The 17,498-nt window shown below is 52.5% G+C and carries 13 protein-coding genes and 1 CRISPR repeat array; of the genes, 3 read left to right on the forward strand and 10 right to left on the reverse strand.

Going from position 1 to position 17,498, the window contains the following annotated elements:
- Positions 1-22 precede the first annotated feature (22 nt).
- From EKM91_RS08685 to EKM91_RS08700, 4 genes are all read right to left on the reverse strand, one after another.
- Positions 23-1,120, reverse strand: coding sequence for an alpha-hydroxy-acid oxidizing protein (locus tag EKM91_RS08685; RefSeq protein ID WP_125752809.1), 1,098 nt, complete (start codon positions 1,118-1,120; stop codon positions 23-25).
- Positions 1,121-1,135: 15 nt separating this feature from the next.
- Positions 1,136-1,801, reverse strand: a complete 666-nt coding sequence (locus EKM91_RS08690; RefSeq protein ID WP_225419486.1) for a PAS domain-containing protein — start codon at positions 1,799-1,801, stop codon at positions 1,136-1,138.
- 161 nt (positions 1,802-1,962) lie between these two features.
- Positions 1,963-2,640: an EAL domain-containing protein gene (locus EKM91_RS08695; RefSeq protein ID WP_125752815.1), complete on the reverse strand. Its 678-nt coding sequence runs from the start codon at positions 2,638-2,640 to the stop codon at positions 1,963-1,965.
- Between the two features lie 128 nt (positions 2,641-2,768).
- A complete protein-coding gene (locus EKM91_RS08700; RefSeq protein ID WP_164508518.1) occupies positions 2,769-7,319 on the reverse strand; it encodes an EAL domain-containing protein in 4,551 nt (1,516 codons plus the stop codon).
- A gap of 247 nt (positions 7,320-7,566) precedes the next feature.
- Here EKM91_RS08700 and EKM91_RS08705 point away from each other — a divergent pair, with 247 nt between their 5' ends.
- Positions 7,567-8,238: an EAL domain-containing protein gene (locus EKM91_RS08705; protein ID WP_125752821.1), complete on the forward strand. Its 672-nt coding sequence runs from the start codon at positions 7,567-7,569 to the stop codon at positions 8,236-8,238.
- Positions 8,239-8,261: 23 nt separating this feature from the next.
- Here the strand turns inward: EKM91_RS08705 and arsC are convergent, their stop codons facing one another.
- From arsC to EKM91_RS08725, 4 genes are all read right to left on the reverse strand, one after another.
- Positions 8,262-8,669, reverse strand: coding sequence for an arsenate reductase (thioredoxin) (gene arsC / locus EKM91_RS08710; protein ID WP_125752824.1), 408 nt, complete (start codon positions 8,667-8,669; stop codon positions 8,262-8,264).
- 29 nt (positions 8,670-8,698) lie between these two features.
- Complete coding sequence (locus EKM91_RS08715; protein ID WP_125752827.1) at positions 8,699-9,223, reverse strand: nitroreductase family protein; 525 nt, start codon at positions 9,221-9,223, stop codon at positions 8,699-8,701.
- A gap of 120 nt (positions 9,224-9,343) precedes the next feature.
- Positions 9,344-10,417, reverse strand: coding sequence for a mannonate dehydratase (uxuA, locus tag EKM91_RS08720; protein WP_125752830.1), 1,074 nt, complete (start codon positions 10,415-10,417; stop codon positions 9,344-9,346).
- Between the two features lie 22 nt (positions 10,418-10,439).
- On the reverse strand, positions 10,440-12,056 hold the full coding sequence (locus EKM91_RS08725) for a mannitol dehydrogenase family protein (RefSeq protein ID WP_125752833.1): 1,617 nt from the start codon (positions 12,054-12,056) through the stop codon (positions 10,440-10,442).
- Positions 12,057-12,235: 179 nt separating this feature from the next.
- Here EKM91_RS08725 and EKM91_RS08730 point away from each other — a divergent pair, with 179 nt between their 5' ends.
- Positions 12,236-12,901 carry a GntR family transcriptional regulator gene (locus tag EKM91_RS08730; protein ID WP_125752836.1) on the forward strand — a complete coding sequence of 222 codons (666 nt, stop codon included), beginning with the start codon at positions 12,236-12,238 and terminating at the stop codon, positions 12,899-12,901.
- 239 nt (positions 12,902-13,140) lie between these two features.
- The gene (locus EKM91_RS08735; RefSeq protein ID WP_125752839.1) at positions 13,141-14,475 is read left to right on the forward strand and encodes a gluconate:H+ symporter; all 1,335 of its coding nucleotides are present in this window, start codon (positions 13,141-13,143) and stop codon (positions 14,473-14,475) included.
- Positions 14,476-14,562: 87 nt separating this feature from the next.
- On the opposite strand, the gene EKM91_RS08740 is transcribed toward EKM91_RS08735, so the two are convergent.
- Complete coding sequence (locus EKM91_RS08740; protein WP_125752842.1) at positions 14,563-14,766, reverse strand: helix-turn-helix domain-containing protein; 204 nt, start codon at positions 14,764-14,766, stop codon at positions 14,563-14,565.
- Complete coding sequence (locus EKM91_RS08745; RefSeq protein WP_125752845.1) at positions 14,763-15,239, reverse strand: DUF2975 domain-containing protein; 477 nt, start codon at positions 15,237-15,239, stop codon at positions 14,763-14,765. The genes EKM91_RS08740 and EKM91_RS08745 overlap by 4 nt, the downstream gene beginning before the upstream one ends.
- A 352-nt stretch (positions 15,240-15,591) precedes the next feature.
- Positions 15,592-17,449: a CRISPR direct-repeat array (repeat unit 28 nt; unit sequence GGATCACCCCCGCGTGTGCGGGGAATAC).
- The last annotated feature ends 49 nt before the right edge of the window (positions 17,450-17,498 follow it).

Consider the following 17,498-nt stretch of genomic DNA (forward strand, 5'->3'; position numbering starts at 1 on the left):
TCAAGCAGACGCGCAGTCATGATCAAATTTCAAAACTGGTAGTACAATGCATCTGCTTGACCGCGTCGATGGTTTGACAGCCGGTGAGCTGCATCGCAATGAAGATCTCCATCTTCAAGTGATCGGCCACGGCCTTCACGCCTTTCCACCCGCCTAAAGCTAAGCCGTAACTGAATGGCCGCCCGACGCCGACCAAATCAGCCCCTAACGCCAAAGCCTTCAACACATGGGTCCCGCGCTGGACCCCGCCGTCGAAAATGATCGGCACGCGGTGCGCAACCACTTTGGCGATCGCCGGCAAACATTCGATCGAACCAGGCGCCCCGTCAAGCTGGCGGCCGCCATGATTGGACACATAGATCCCAGCTGCCCCTGCTTTGATTGCCGCGTCCGCGTCAGCTGGCGTTTGGATCCCTTTGATGATGATCGGCAGATGCGAATAAGCAGCGAGCTTGTCGATCAGCTCAAGGTTCAGTTTTTGCATGGATTCTTTGAACAACGAACCTGCTCCCGCGCCGTTTTCGCCTGTGTTGTAACCGGCAAGATTGGCGATTTTCCCCTTCAGATGGTACCGGTTGATCACATCTAATTCCCGATAACCGCCTAACGTCGAATCAGCAGTCAAAACGATGGCCAAAGCGTTGGCTTGGCGGGCTTCATCCAGCAAGTATTGGCAATAGCCCCAATCTTTGGGCATATACAACTGGAACAAATACGGTGCGCCGGCTGATACCGCCGCAGTTTCGGCAATCGTTTTAGAAGCAAAGGTGCTTTGGGCCATCATGATCCCCGCTTCTTTGGCCCCTTTGGCTAAGCCGATTTCACCGCTGGGATGCGCCAGCGCATTGCCAGCGATCGGCGCGGTCATCAATGGGGATTTTAACTTTTCCCCTAACAACGTCGTGCTTTGATCCGGCTCAGCGACGTCTTGCAATACCCGCGGCAGCATATGGACGTCTTTGAACGCATTGGTGTTGCGCCACTTGGTGTAACCATCATCTGAGCCTTCGGTGATATACCCGAATTCGCCGCGGCCGATCAAGGCTTCGGCGCGTTTTTCTAAGCTTTTCAGATTTAAAACGTCAATCGCTTGCACATTACCAAAATCTGGTGTCGTCATGTTGTTCCCTCCTGACTAATATTCTGAAGCCCCAGTCATCGCATCGGTCGCCTGACCAGAATCGCTAAATGGCCCGGTGCTATCAGATTGCGAGGCGCCTGAATAAGCATCGGTTTGCGACGTCCCGGCATCAGCCACGGCTCCAGTTTCCGGATGCGTTGACGCACCGGTATCGGCATCTGTGACTGCCGGCACGCCGGTTTTGCCATCGGCTTTAGAGGCGCCAGAACTGGCATCAGACCACCCGCCATTTTCAAGCGCTTGCAAGATCGGTTCCGCACTGCCGGTAAACTCGATGGTCCCCAAGTATTCCCCGTTGACGTCTCTTAACGCGAAATATTGAATGAATACCCGGTGCCCATTCATCACCAAGGGGCGGGCCACAGCATCACGGCTGCCGTCTTTAAAGCTTTGAATGATCTTGGCGACGATCGGCCAAGCCTTGGCCGGGTGGCATTTTTGCACGTGTTCGCCTAAATCCTTCAGCGTCCGCACATGCTCACGCTGCGGCTGGTTTGAATACCAGCTAAAATGATCGGTGTGGTCGATCAAGTCGATTTCAAAAGGGATCGTCGTAAAAATCTGTTGGATCTGCGTTAAAGTCATCCGGCCAGTGGGAAACTGTACATAAGATTCGAGATACGGCATTTGTACCATCATGATGTCGCCTTTCGTTAACACATATTTTTTATTATCTGTAAACGTTTTACTTATATGAGTCTAGGCGAATAATGATCATCACGACAGCACGCCAGCTATCCATTTTCATGTGCCAGGCTGACTTTGCCTTGAGCCCACTAAAAAAGGCTTGGTCACGCACATTCTGCGTGACCAAGCCTGATTTAATACAAAGGCGTATTGAGACTGGTTTGTAACGGGGCACTCGGCTTGTTGAAGTAAAAGCCTTGGGTCCATTTGATTCCCAAGCGGCTAGCCAGCTGCACATCCGCACTGGACTCCAACCCTTCCAACGTGAAATCCGTTCCAGCAGCTAATGCCAGCTGCTGCCAATATTTGATTTGTGCTTGCGCCTTGGCCGCTTGCCCATTGGCCCGCAAATTCTGCAAGGCGTATTTGAGCATGTCGACATGCGGGGCTAACTGGCGCACCAACGCTGCGTCTGTGATCTCAGTGCCGACATCGTCTAAAGCCACGCTGATCCCAGCTTGGCGATATTGTTGGCCGATCGATAAGACTTCTGCAAGAGTCGGCGCTTGGGTCAATTCGATCATCAGCTGGTGCAGCGCTGGCGTGGAATGCGTAAAAGCGATCAGCTGCTGCATCGTATTTGGGCTGGCAAATTGTCGCGCCGTTAAGTTGATGCTGACATTTTTGACCGGCAACGTCTGCAAGACCGCCTGCATCATGCGCATTTGTTTTTTTACCGTGATCTCAAAATCTTTAGGCAAACACCATTGTTTTTGCTGCGCCTGCCACAACCGCAACAGCAGCTCATAGCCGACCACTTCACGCGTGGCGCTGTCCATGATCGCCTGGGAAAAATAAGTGTATGTTTTCAAAGTTCCTCCCTCAAATTAGAAATACCAATGCGAAACACAACAAGCGGCCTCACAGCACAACCGCAAATCAAGTTGTGCTGCAAAGCCGCTTGCCACGGTGAAACTGCTCACCTCAAGCAAAAGCCTGACTACATCAGATCAGCACGAGTCCCTGGCATGGCCGGGCGGCTGAAGTAATACCCTTGCACATGGGTGATCCCCAAGGCGTTAGTCACCGCTAGTTCATCAGCAGTTTCCAGGCCTTCGACTTCTAGCAGGTTGCCATGTGCTTGCGCAACTTTTTGCCATGCAGCCAGATTCTTGGTGATCTGAGTCAGATCATCACCGTTTTGACGCATGCCGCGCAATGATACCTTCAAGTTATCGACTTGATCGGCAACCGGGGCCACTTCAGTTGTGGAGCCTTGATTACCCAGATTGTCCAAGGTCACCGTGATGCCGGCATCTTGATAAGTCTTAGCACTAGCCGCAACTGTCGCATCTGGCACGGTGCCAAGTTCAACCGTCACATGGCCAACGTCTTTGCTTTGTGCCAAAGAGGTTAAGGCCTTTTGCGTGTCATCATCAAGAAACTGCGCTGGGGTAAAGTTGATCGAGACATTTTTCACATCCAATTGCGCCACGGCACGTGCCATCAAGTGCGCTTCCATGGAAGCGGGGATGCCAAAGCTTGCCGGCAAGTGCCAGCCGCCTTGCTTAGAATCCCAGACCCGCAACAACAACTCATAATGATCGACGGAGTTCGTCGCGGTATTCATGACGGGTTGGGAGAAGAACGTGTAGTCCGCCATCCCTGGCGCGCCACCAGCGGTGAAAATGTTGCCATGCGTTAACTCGGCACTATCGTCACGAAAATCAACCGGCGGCGTCACTGGATCAGCTGGCGTCGCGGCTGGCGTTGCCGCCGTACTCAACGTCGGGATATCGCTCAACGCCTGCTTAGCTTGTGGCGCAGCAGCTGGCGCGATGCCATTTTGGTCAGCGTTGGCAACCGCTTGTTCACCAACTGCGGCAGTCGGCGCTTGCGTTGCATCGACCATCGTGATGGTTTGCGACTGAAGCGGTGGTGCGACTACCCCTTGTTGCGGTGTCGCAACATTCGGTGTGACCTGACCTGCCGGCGTCGTTGGCGCAGCCGAAGCAGGAGCTGCCGGTGTTGGGGTAGGCGTTGCATTACCGGTCAGTGGTGTGGTCGTGCCTGTGGTTGGCGGCGTCGTCACGTTTGCGGTTGGCGGCGTCGTTTGACCGTCGCTTGGCGGGGTGGTTTGACCGTCGCTTGGAGGCGTCGTTTGACCGTCGCTTGGCGGGGTGGTTTGACCGTCGCTTGGCGGCGTGGTCTGACCGCCACTTGGCGGGGTCGTTTGACCGTCGCTTGGCGGCGTCGTCTGCCCGTCGCTTGGCGGCGTCGTTTGGCCGTCACTTGGCGGCGTCGTTTGACCGTTGCTTGGCGGCGTGGTTTGACCGTTGCTTGGCGGCGTCGTTTGGCCGTCACTTGGCGGCGTCGTTTGACCGTCGCTTGGCGGCGTCGTTTGGCCGTCACTTGGCGGGGTCGTTTGACCGTCGCTTGGCGGCGTCGTTTGACCGTTGCTTGGCGGGGTCGTTTGGCCGTCACTTGGCGGCGTCGTTTGGCCGTCACTTGGCGGCGTCGTTTGACCATCGCTTGGCGGCGTCGTTTGGCCGTCGCTTGGCGGCGTCGTTTGACCGTCGCTTGGCGGCGGCGTTTGACCGTTGCTTGGCGGCGTCGTTTGACCGTCGCTTGGCGGCGTCGTTTGACCGTCGCTTGGCGGCGTGGTCTGGCCGTCGCTTGGCGTGACATGAGGCGCATCGTCAGGAACTTCACTAATCGTCCATGACTGCACCCCATCACCAACTTCACCGGTTGGTTCAAATACGGGATCGGGCACACCAGAACCGCTGCCTTGCACGCCCCCAACTTCACCAGTTGGCTCAAATACCGGGTCAGGCACACCAGAACCGCTGCCTTGCACGCCCCCAACTTCACCAGTTGGCTCAAAGACTGGGTCAGGCACACCAGAACCGCTGCCTTGCACGCCCCCAACTTCACCAGTTGGCTCAAAGACTGGGTCAGGCACACCAGAACCGCTGCCTTGCACGCCCCCAACTTCACCAGTTGGCTCAAAGACTGGGTCAGGCACACCAGAACCGCTGCCTTGCACGCCCCCAACTTCACCAGTTGGCTCAAAGACTGGGTCAGGCACACCAGAACCGCTGCCTTGCACGCCCCCAACTTCACCAGTTGGCTCAAAGACTGGGTCAGGCACACCAGAACCACTGCCTTGCAAGCCCCCAACTTCGCCGGTCGGCTCAAATACTGGGTCAGGCACACCAGAACCACTGCCTTGCACGCCCCCAACTTCGCCTGTCGGCTCAAATACCGGGTCAGGCACACCGGAACCGCTGCCTTGCACGCCGCCAACTTCGCCTGTCGGTTCAAACACAGGATCTGGCACACCAGAGCCGCTGCCTTGTAAACCGCCGACTTCGCCTGTCGGCTCAAATACTGGATCTGGCACACCAGAGCCGCTGCCTTGTAAACCGCCGACTGCAACCATGGCATAATCCACGTCAGTAAACAGCGTCGGGATCGCCGGGCCGTTTGCTTGCAGCATGGCTAAAATCCCGGCATCATCGATATCATCATCGGCTTTTGCCACATAGCCGCTGACAGTTGGCACGACGAGCTTATCGATGCCTTTGGTGATCTGCCAGTCACTATAGGAAACGTCGCCTTGCGAATCGGTCGTTTCAACATAGGATACCGTTACATTCCGGTTATAATCAGTTGGTAAAAGATGTGGATCACCAGAAGACCCGTCTGCAAAATCGTAATCGACGACATCAGTCACCGTTAACGTTTTGTGCTTCGTTGAAGTGGATGGATAATACGTCACGGTGATCGTGTGATGCAAAGCATCGCCGTCAGGCACCGCTTTGGCTTGGGTGATCAAGGTTTGCTCATCCCAGCCGCGATTATCAGCCGTCCCTGAATAAGTCGTGACATCCCCATTAGCGGCCGTCACTTTGATTGCTTGCGTCTTAACGGCGATCTTAAAAGGCGTATCTACCTTGATATGCCCTTGGCCATCATCGGTGATGGTCGTGGTTTCGGTCGTATCTTTAGGCAAGTCTGCGGCATTGCCGGTGACGCCATCGCCATAGGTATAATGAATAGTTTGCGTGGCGATCACTTTTTTAGTTTGCGGCTGATTGGTGGTGTGATCACCAGTTGGCGTGTCGCCAGTGTTGGTTGGCGGCGTTTTGCCCGTATTGGTATCAGTTGCCGGCGGCGTTTTGCCGCCACCAGTCGGAATATTGACCGGGTTATTGGGATCGCTTGGCACCACATAACCGTTGCCGCTGCCATCTCCGTTGATCGCCCCGACGAAGCCCGCATAACCGCCAACCGTCGTGATAATGTCAGATTGCGGTGCCAGCAGCACTAAGCTGCCTGCATCTGCGACGCCATCAACATCACTGACATCAACCGTATTGCCATTAGGTACCGACAAGACCAGCTTGCTGCCATTGGTTAAAAAGCCGGTGTTATCACTGCCAAAATGCGTCATGCGCGACAAATTGACCTCATTGCCGCCAGTGACGTGGATCACGACGTTGCCGCCTTGATAAGCGTCTTTGTTGGTGAAGTTAAGGCTGTATTGAGTCGTCGCGTTTAATTTTGAGGAATCAAGCGTAAAGACATAATTGCCATTGGCATCTCGAGTCGCCGTTTTGAAATCAAGATTATAAATATAGGAATTGTATTGATCTTGCGTCGCCGCAGCGGTTGCCGAACCAAAGCTGTTGTCAATGGTCGTTACTGCCGTCTTTAAAGCGCGCAGCGAATCTGCCATTGACCCGTCAGAAAACGTGAAGCCCCCAGCTTTGGCTTCGTCTAAAACGGTGTTAGGAATATTCGTTTGACCGGTGATATAGCCGCTATCTGTCAATAAGATCTTGCTTGCTGGCATCGGGGCATTATCCGCTGACGGCACCGTTAAAATACCGGAGATCACGGCGCCATAGCCAGTGCTGCCAACCGGTTTATTAGATTGATTGAGCGTGCCGGTGGTCCCCATGGAAAAATCATCCCCAGAGATCAGACTGTTATTCATCCAGCTGGTTTTCACCGCGCCAGGATGATCTGTCGTCCCGCCATTGACCGATAAAATGCCGCTAGCCGCGACAAAATTCAAGATCGCTTGCATATTAGCCGGAGCAGTCGGATTTTGCAGCGCGGCTGCAGACGGGAACCCGACTTGACTCAAAACAGTGTTGAGATCAGCCTTAGTGGCGTCTTTGGCGGCAGAAATCGTCCAACGATCGCCATTCAGCGTCAAATGCAAATGCGCCGCTGCTAACGTGGCAATATCTTGCTGTTCTACCAGCACCGAACTGGAGCCAGTTGGCGTCGCATCATACACGGTACCGTTGGCGATGCCTTGCATGACTTGTGCGACGACTTGCGCGTCACTGCTGCCTTTATACACATAACCGGCATCGCTGCTAGTAGCGCGCACACTGGCCGGCGGCGCTAACAAAGTAGCGGAAAAAAGCGCAACCGGCAAGATCACTGCCGTTGCGATCCCTGCCGCTACCCAATTCTTGCCATCTTTGTATAGCTTGAATCTTACCTTTGTTTCTTTATTGATTGCTCTCATTGTAAGCATCCCCCAAGCAACGAATCCGTGTTCGCCATATAACAATCAAATTATCTAAAGATTATTTATATACTTGCATACAAACTATCATTACACCATTAATATCAAGGGCTGTCAATGAAAGGTACATATCTTTGTGAACGAATTGACTAAAAATTGTCGGCTGTACATCCCGGTCGATAATTGGTTCGCCGGTCCGGCCAAATCGTGCCATAATAATATTAATATAGACCGATAAGGAGACCGCATGACACCCTACCAATATTTCGCCCAACCCATTGTTAATATCACTACCAAGCGAGTGATCGTTTATGAACTCTTACTGCGGCAATGGACTGCAACCACCCCGCACTGGCGGATCCCGACGGACTTCGACATCGACAGCCAAACGACCATCCACCTCTTAAACACCGCCCTTAAGTGTTTGCTCCCGCAAAGCGTGAGCATCAACTTGACGAACCAGCAATTTGCCGATCCCAAGATGTTAAACGCGTTGACCGCTTTTGCCCAAACTAAGATGAAACCGCGCCAACTGACGATCGAGCTGATGCAGACCCCTGATTTTCAAACGCTTAAAACCATCGGCGCCCAATATCAGCAAGCGGGCATCTTGATTGCCTTAGACGATGTCGGCTCAGACAATTTATATCCGGCGATCAAACCCATGCTGCCTTATGTCAATACGCTCAAATTCGCGATCCAAAACCTTCGCCGCTTGGGCACCCCCACCACTGCCGCACAACGCGCTGCCTTGCATTTTTGGTTTGAACAAGCTGAGACCCACCAATTACTCTTCACCTTTGAAGGCATTGAAGATCAAGCTGACAGCGCGTTGGCAACCAGCTTGGGGATCACCCGCGGCCAAGGCTACTTTTTCGCGCACCCCCAGCCGATCACCATTAAAAAAGACAAGTCATAACGACTTGCCTTTTTTTGCAGCGACTAAGCCAACGGCAAAGCCAGCACCCGCTGCTTGATCTCATCACGTACTTGACGAAACACCGCTAAGCGCTGTGCCAGTGTGCCAGTAGCTTGCGCCGGATCTGGAAGCGGCCAATGCAATCGACGCACCGATGCCGGTGTCACCGGACAGCGATCACGCGCGTCGCCGCACAAGGTCACCACTAAATCGGCGCTTTGCAAGTAAGCTGGATCGATCAGTTTTGACTGCTGCTGGGAAATATCGATCCCGGCTTCTGCCATCACTTGCACGGCCAATGGATTCAACCCATGCCGCTCAATACCGGCACTGGCCACTTGCCAATCCCAACCAAGCAGCGTCTTGGCAAAACCTTCTGCCATTTGGCTGCGGCATGAGTTGCCGGTACACAAAAAATACACTTTCGGCATTGCATCCTCCTTGTTGACACCAAATCAGGTTACAAGCGCGTCGTGGTGATTTTATCGGCTGCGATCTGCCGCGGCGCATAGGCTTGCGTACTCATCCCCAGCGTCAAGCCGCAAGTGGGGATGAACCCAGCTGGCAAATGCAATTGTGCCAACACTGCCGGTGATTGATTCAAAGCGGCGATCACACCCCAGATATAACAACTGGCCACACCTTGATCCACCGCAGCCAATGCCATGTTGTGCACGATGATCCCGGCACTGGCATATTCTGCATTGGTCAATGCCTCATGGGCTGACTTCGCGGCCACAACGACAAACACTGGTGCGCCATACAACATGTGCTCACGGCCAAATTGGGCCGCCCCGGCAGCATCGATCGCCTGCAAGATCGCCGGATCGCTGATGACGCTAAGGTGATAATGTTCAAATTGCCCCATCGCCACCGGCGCCGCTTGTGCCGCTTGCAAGATCTGCGTCAATGCCGCTTCACTTGGTGCTTCACCGGTATATGACCGGATCGCCGTACGCTGATTCAATGTTTGTAATGTTTCCATATGCTGTGCCCTCCATATCAGATTTCGTCTTCTTCTATAGAATACCGCAACTGCGTCAAAAATAGGAGTCGCGCCCAACCGGCAGCGGCTCCTATTTTGACCAGCGGCGCCAACACCACGCTAGTTATTTTTTTCCAAAGCTTCCCATAAGCCATTCAAGTAGGCGATACCCAGCGCGCGGTCGTACAACCCGTAACCAGGCACCCCGTCTTCGCCCCAAATATTACGCCCATGATCTGGGCGAATATAGCCGTCAAAATGGGTATCATGCAAGGCCTTCATGATCTCATACATATCCAAGCTCCCGCATTCAGAAAGGTGCGCAGATTCATGGAAGTCGCCTTTGGCATTCATGAACTTGATGTTGCGCGCATGGATAAATGGAGCGCGGTCTTTGGCAACGAATTCGCGAATGATCGCTGGCACATCGTTGTTAGGATTTTCGCCTAAAGAACCGGTACAAATCGTGAAGCCGTTGTATTTAGATTCATGCATCGCTTCGATCGCCCGCATGTCTTCGGCATTCTTATAGATCCGCGGCAAGCCGAATAACGGACGAGGCGGATCGTCTGGATGCATGGCCATGCGGACATCACATTCCTCACAAACTGGAATGATCGCGTCCAAGAAATACTTCATATTCTCGCGCAGCTTGGCTTCGTCCACGTCTTTATAGGCTTTAAATAAGCCTTCGATCGTCGCCAAGCGTTCCGGTTCCCAACCAGGCAAGGTGTAACCGTTGCTGCCATTGCGGGTGGAGTCAATGATCTCTTGAGGATCATCGGCTAACTTGTCTGCTTCAAAAGCCATGTCGTTGGACCCGTCGGCTAACACATAATGCAAGTCGGTGCGCAGCCAGTCGAACACTGGCATGAAGTTGTAGCAAATCACTTTGATGCCGTACTCAGCCAGGTTGCGGATCGTTTGCTTGTAGTTTTCGATGTATTGGTCGCGGCTAGGCTTGCCGATCTTGATGTCATCATGAATGTTGACGGATTCGATCACTTCCAGCTTCAACCCGGCAGCTTCCACTTCACGCTTTAATTCGGCAATTTTTTCCTTTGGCCAAACTTCGCCCACCGGCACGTCAAACAACGCGCCGACGACTTGAGTGGTGCCTGGAATCTGACGAATATTTTGCAAGGTGATCGGGTCATCTTTTGGCCCATACCACCGAAATCCCATATTTTTCATTGTACGATTATCCTTTCGTTTGCTAAGCGCCAACGACGGCATGCAAGGTCTTGGCCACAGCACCTGGCCCGGCGATCATGTCGTTAAAGTAAGCCGTGATCTTTGGCATTAAGCCTGCAGCTTCTAAGTCGGCTGGGAAGATCTGCTTGTTGGTCAAAATCGGCTTCAAGACGGCTTGGGCATCCACGTGATCACCTAAATGAATGGCTTTCACGTAGGGTTGTAATGCTGGCAACAACGGATCGCGACTCGGTTCAAAGGCGGTTCCATCATCTTGCACGGCCATCAAGAAACGACACCATGCAGCAATGATTAACGGAATGGCTTTTAAGCCGGACGTCTCTTTGCCTGCATCCAAATAATGCTGGATGGTCACCCCATAGCGAATCGGTAGTTTCTGTGACGTATCACTGGCGATGCGCTGCGGCGTATCCGGAATGTTTTTATTCGGGAGCCGCTTTTGGATCACTTCATCAATGAAGCCTTTGGGACTGATGATCTTTGGGTCTTTGACCACCGGCAGATCTTCGTTGTATCCTAATTGCTTCACCAACGCAACGAGATCCGGATTGGTCATTTCTGCTGCGATGCTGGTATAGCCCAACACCGAGCCAAAAATCGCCAAACCGGTGTGCAGCGGGTTCAAGCAAGCGGTGACTTTCATTTGATCCGCATCATTGACCGTATCGCGATCTGCTAAGATCACCCCAGCTTTTTCTAATGGCGGCCGGCCATTAGGAAAACTGTCTTCGATGACCAAATAATGCGTGACTTCCGTATTGCCAAAAGGCGCGATATTCGTATGCTTAGCCGTATGAATGATCTGCGTATCTGCAAAACCGCTGGCCGCCAAGATCTTAGCCACTGATTCGGCCGGATTAGGCGTGATGCGATCGATCATCGACCAAGGGAAGCTGACTTGTTGCGGATCCGTCAAATAATCGATAAAGCCTTGATCGACGGTGCCTTTGGCTAACCAGCCTTTGGCGATCGTCAAAACTTCAGTTTCAAACCGCTTGCCATTTTCAGAGAAGTTATCCGTTGAAACCATCGCGATCGGATATTTGCCGGCATGATACCGTGCTAACAACAGCCGCGCGATCGCGCCCATATTCGTCGTTGCCGCGTCTGGCTCACCAGCAATATCCGCTTGTGCAGCCGCGGTTAAATCCCCGTTCAAATCGCGTAAGGTGTATCCTTTTTCGGTGATCGACATCGTGACGAACTGCAAGCTGGGCTGTTCAAAGATCGCTTTCAACCGAGCCCAGCCAGCTGGATTCACATGATTATAGTAGATCGCCTCGGCGACGCTGGCGATCAAGGTCTTGTCATAGTGGCCTTGTTCATCCATGACCACTTGTAACGCGCGGTTTTGATAAGGCGCGTAAGCTTGTTCAACGACCCCATCGTCATAGGTTTCTGCCACGATCACCCCCGCTTTGAGGGCCCCTTGGTTCAACAAATCTTGGGCGATTTTGGCGTGAAAGCACCGAAACAAGTTCCCGCCGCCAAAATGGACCCAAACCGGCGCTTCAGCAGCTGCTTGAGCCGCCTGTGCCTGATCAAATTGCGGCACCGTGATCCCGGCTTGTTTGAACGCCTCAGGGTCTTTGAGATAATCATCTGTTAAGCGCACCATGAAGTTGTGCTCCTTTCATCATCACAAAAATTGTGTGATACTAATATATCAGTTTACGGAATCAATGTAACATGTGCTGAAGGCGATTACAAGTCTGTTATTATTTTTTGTGAAAGAATATTCTTATGTTGACAAACTTGCTATACTGAAAAAGAAAAACGCGCTGCAAGGAGGGTATTATGGTCGAAATCGGTAATTTCCAAGATGAAGCATATGCTGCGATCCGCAACAAGATCCTCCGCTTGGAGTTTGCACCTGGCGAGCGGATCAACAAACGCAAGTTACAAACCCAGCTGGATATCGGCGCAACGCCCATGCGCGAAGCCTTCTTGCGGTTGAGTCGCGAAGGCTTATTGACGGTGCGGCCGCAAAGCGGGACATATGTGTCTAAGATCAATGTCGATGAAGTTTATCAAGCCCGCTTCGTCCGTGAAAGCATTGAAAAACTCGTGGTCACAGAAGCCATCACTCATATTGATGAAGCCCAATTAGCCGGCTTGCAAAAGCTGATTCAGCTGCAAGAATTCTACTTACACTCACAAGACTACGACCGCTTTTTTGACTTGGATGAAGACTTTCACCGCACGTTTTATACCATTGATCACAAGGAATTCGTGTGGGATTGGCTGCAAGTCGTCAACTTGCAATTCAACCGCTTCCGATATTTTCGCCTAGAAGTCAAAGACTTGGATTGGCAGCAGATCTTTGACGACCACCGCGCGATCGTGGCCGCAGTTGCCGACAAAGTCCCGCAGCGTGCAGAAACTTGTGTCGGCCGCCACCTGCACATGGTCGACGACGATATCAAAGTGGCATTGAAGCTGCATCCGGACTATTTCGAATAATGTCGTAAAAAAATTTTCTGTACTAGCGGCACACAATGTTAACGTCAACATCACCGCTACAGCAGGGGCTGTTCCTTAAATGAAACAGCCCTTTTTTTGTGTGTTCATTTGGCTGAAATTGTCTATTGATTCACAAAAAACCCTTTGACATTTTGGGTGTAGCCGTTAAACTGTAATCGTATTCAAATATACTAGTATTTTAGTTAAACGCATTTTTGCTATTATTAGGAGGAAAAACTATGGGTGCAGATCTACTCGCCATGTTCTGGGTCCTGATCGGGATCTTGTTGCTGGTCTTCATGATCGTCAAGTTGAAGATCCACAACATCATCGCATTGATCTTATCAGGATTGTTCATTGCCTTTGCTGAAGGCATGCCGATTGCGAAGATGGTCCCGACGATTGAAGCCGGGCTTGGCAGCGTCCTACAAAGCTTAGTCTTGATCGTCATCTTCGGGGCGATCATTGGTAAGCTGATGACCGAATCCGGCGCGTCACAACAAATCGCCGATACGATCGTTGGTAAAATGGGCACGAAGTTGTTGCCTTTTGCCTTGCTGCTGATCGGGATGATCTTTGGGATGGCGATGTTTTATGAAGTCGCCTTCTTGATCACGATGCCATTGGTCATCAGTATTGCCAAAGAAGCTAAGATCCCTTACATGAAGCTGGTCATCCCCACCGTTGCTGGTGCCACGATGGGTCACTCCATCTTTCCACCACAACCGGGGCCAATGGCTTTGGTCAACGCCTTCCACGCTGACATCGCCCAAGTTTATATTTTTGGCTTGATCGTGATCATTCCAACGATCATCTGCAGTGGGGTCTTGATCCAGCGCTTCATTCCCGGCCTTGAAAAAATGCCTTTAGGCAACGTCATGAAGCCGGCTCCACGGATGGCCAAAGCAGACTTGCCAAGCTTTGGCACCTCTTTGATCACACCGCTTTTGCCAGCAATCTTGATCGTCGCTTCTTCTATTGTTAAGAACTTTACCGCTAAAAATAGCGGCCTGTATAACTTTGCGGGATTCATTGGCAGTGCTGAAATCAGTATGCTGATCACCGTGATCGTTGCCATGATCCTCTTTGGCTATAACCGCGGGATGAAAGGCACCGAGATCACGGCGCATATGACCAGCGCGATCGAAGGCATTTCTAACGTCTTGCTGGTCATCGCTGCTGGCGGGGTCATGAAGGAAGTCATCATCAACGCCGGTATCGGTGACAAGATCGTTAATCTGGTCGGTCACTCCGGTGTTTCCCCATTGATCTTAGCTTGGCTCATCACGATCTTGATCCGGATCTTGACCGGTCAAGGGGCGGTGGCGGCGATCACCGCTGCTGGTATCGTGGCGCCAATGATCGCCGCGTTCAATGTCAATCCCGTGTTGATGGTGCTTGCTTGTGCTTGTGGCAGTAACACCATGACGTTGATGTATGATGGCGGGTTCTTACTTTTCCAACAATCTTTTGGGATCTCATTGAAAGACACCTTCAAGACTTGGGGCGGTTTGGAATTGGCCAACTCGATCGTCGGCTTGATCATGGTTTTGATTTTGAACATATTCATCTGATTTTCAGCGCTAGGCCGATTGTGGTCTAGCGCTTTTTATTGCCAAAAAAAGCGGGTCAGCCCTGATCGGACTGGCCCGCTAAGTGATTTATGGCCGAAAACGCAACAAGTCACCTGGCTGACAATCTAACACCGCACAGATCTTCGCTAATGTTGAAAACCGGATTGCCTTGGCCTTACCGGTTTTTAGGATCGACAAATTCGCCATCGTTAACCCCACTGCTTCAGAAAGTTCCGTCAGCGTCATGTGCTTGGCCGCCAGCATAGTTTCTAATTCAACTTCGATCTTCATACGGTCAGCTCATTTTCTTCCTTGTAGGCTAAAGCCGCTGCCCACAACCGCTGTAATAATGCCAAAAACACCCCGACGACCATCGGGATTGCAAACAAGACCAACCCGATCAGCATCACGCCAGGCGCATCATCTTGATCCGCAAACGTATAAATCATCGGCAAGCACAGCAAAACCCCTGCCTGCATCCCCACACATGCCCACTTCAAGCGCGCCAGCAACTGCACCGCGCGTTGTGAAAATGCCAAGTTGTGATCGATCGTCGCCAACAGCTGCCAAGCAAAAACCACCGCCGCCAAAAATCCAGCGACGATCACATACAAGCCGCTGCCAAAAGGCCACGCCAGCAATGGCGAAACCCCAGACTGCAAAAGGGCCCCAGGCGCTCGCCAAAACAATACGACACCCAACGTCAACACCAACAACGTCGCTAAAACCAAACAGACCTTCAAAAACCAGCTGCGTAATTTCATCCCACACCTCCATCGTATGGTTTCAGCATAGCAGAAATTTATCGATAATCGATAAATAACCGACGCTTTTAAACAACCTTTAATAAACACAACAGCAGTCCCGTTTCAGCAAATATGCTGAAACAAGACTGCTGTTAGCGCTTTTCATGGCGGCGTAATGCGCTAATCACCCCTGCGTCTGCAGGGAATACGCAACAACTGATCCATCGAAGGCTCACCACCCAAGGATCACCCCTGCAAGCGGCAGGGAATACGCCTATAGTATACCGTGCCGCAGTGTACTTCACCAAAGATTAACCCTCGCGTGCGCGGAAACTACCAAGCAGACAGATCCTCATTACACCTTGGTTTAGGATCACCCCCGCGTGTGCGGGGAATACGCATTTTGCATTCACAGAATCATTCACAAAATGGGATCACCCCCGCGTGTGCGGGGAATACGATTTACGCGATGACTTGCCGCAGAACTTATCGGGATCACCCCCGCGTGTGCGGGGAATACGATGAGAAGGCCGATGCAGAGCCGCTCAAGGCGGGATCACCCCCGCGTGTGCGGGGAATACCTGTGAATGAAATGACCGATTTTGTGACCAGCGGGATCACCCCCGCGTGTGCGGGGAATACGGATCTTTGCCTGATAACACGCGCTCACTGTCAGGATCACCCCCGCGTGTGCGGGGAATACACCTTGCGCTGATAAGAAAGCAGCACATCCTTGGGATCACCCCCGCGTGTGCGGGGAATACTGGGTCGCTTTCAACTTTCTCTAGCGCGCGTTGGGATCACCCCCGCGTGTGCGGGGAATACCACGTCGTTCATGGTAAATGCAATATCAGCCATGGATCACCCCCGCGTGTGCGGGGAATACGCCACAGCAACCTGCGGATAATCGCGAATGTCGGGATCACCCCCGCGTGTGCGGGGAATACAGCGAGTTATATGGGGATAAGTTTACCGCCACAGGATCACCCCCGCGTGTGCGGGGAATACCATCAGCGAGTGTTTTAACGCGGTCAAACAGTAGGATCACCCCCGCGTGTGCGGGGAATACGATACTTAACGTTGCCATGATCGGCATGAATATGGATCACCCCCGCGTGTGCGGGGAATACTGTTTTGGAAGATTATCGCAGACGCAAACAGCGGGATCACCCCCGCGTGTGCGGGGAATACACATGGTTCATCCTCCATTTATGCGTTTATTTTGGATCACCCCCGCGTGTGCGGGGAATACCGTAGATTTCACCTTCTTGCCAGTCGTAAGCGAGGATCACCCCCGCGTGTGCGGGGAATACTCTCATATACTATTCCTGATGGAACAACTAGTAGGATCACCCCCGCGTGTGCGGGGAATACCACACAGCAATCACGTTACGAACGGTGTTAGACGGATCACCCCCGCGTGTGCGGGGAATACTTTTGGATTGGCGATATAATCAACCTGATTCGAGGATCACCCCCGCGTGTGCGGGGAATACGTTGTAAATTACTTGGCATGAATTATGCTAAAAGGATCACCCCCGCGTGTGCGGGGAATACCCGTCGGGCTTGGTTAGAAATTCAGCCGTACCGGGATCACCCCCGCGTGTGCGGGGAATACTAAAGCACCAGTGTTCATAAGCTCTGATCGCTAGGATCACCCCCGCGTGTGCGGGGAATACGTGGGTATCAAATCAACGCTTATCCAATACGCAGGATCACCCCCGCGTGTGCGGGGAATATGAAACGCTACACGGCTGGCTAATCAGCAACGGGGGATCACCCCCGCGTGTGCGGGGAATACATGTGATTGACTTCTGGCAAGTTGTCGGGATTAGGATCACCCCCGCGTGTGCGGGGAATACGAAAAGTATTCAATTGCATTGACCATGTCTGAGGGATCACCCCCGCGTGTGCGGGGAATACCTACGGCAATTGGTCGCTTAATGTAATAGTCTAGGATCACCCCCGCGTGTGCGGGGAATACCATAAGAAGCCATACCAAGCTAAAGCACCAGTGGGATCACCCCCGCGTGTGCGGGGAATACCAACCAGCCACTGGTAAACCTGATCGGTGTTGAGGATCACCCCCGCGTGTGCGGGGAATACAAAGAGCCCGAGAAGCCTAAGCGAGATAGCCCAGGATCACCCCCGCGTGTGCGGGGAATACTCAAGATCGAAACGATAACGAACGTGAGGGAACGGATCACCCCCGCGTGTGCGGGGAATACCATAAGAAGCCATACCAAGCTAAAGCACCAGTGGGATCACCCCCGCGTG

This window comes from Lacticaseibacillus baoqingensis (genome assembly GCF_003946165.1).
Taxonomy (GTDB): Bacteria; Bacillota; Bacilli; order Lactobacillales; family Lactobacillaceae; genus Lacticaseibacillus; species Lacticaseibacillus baoqingensis.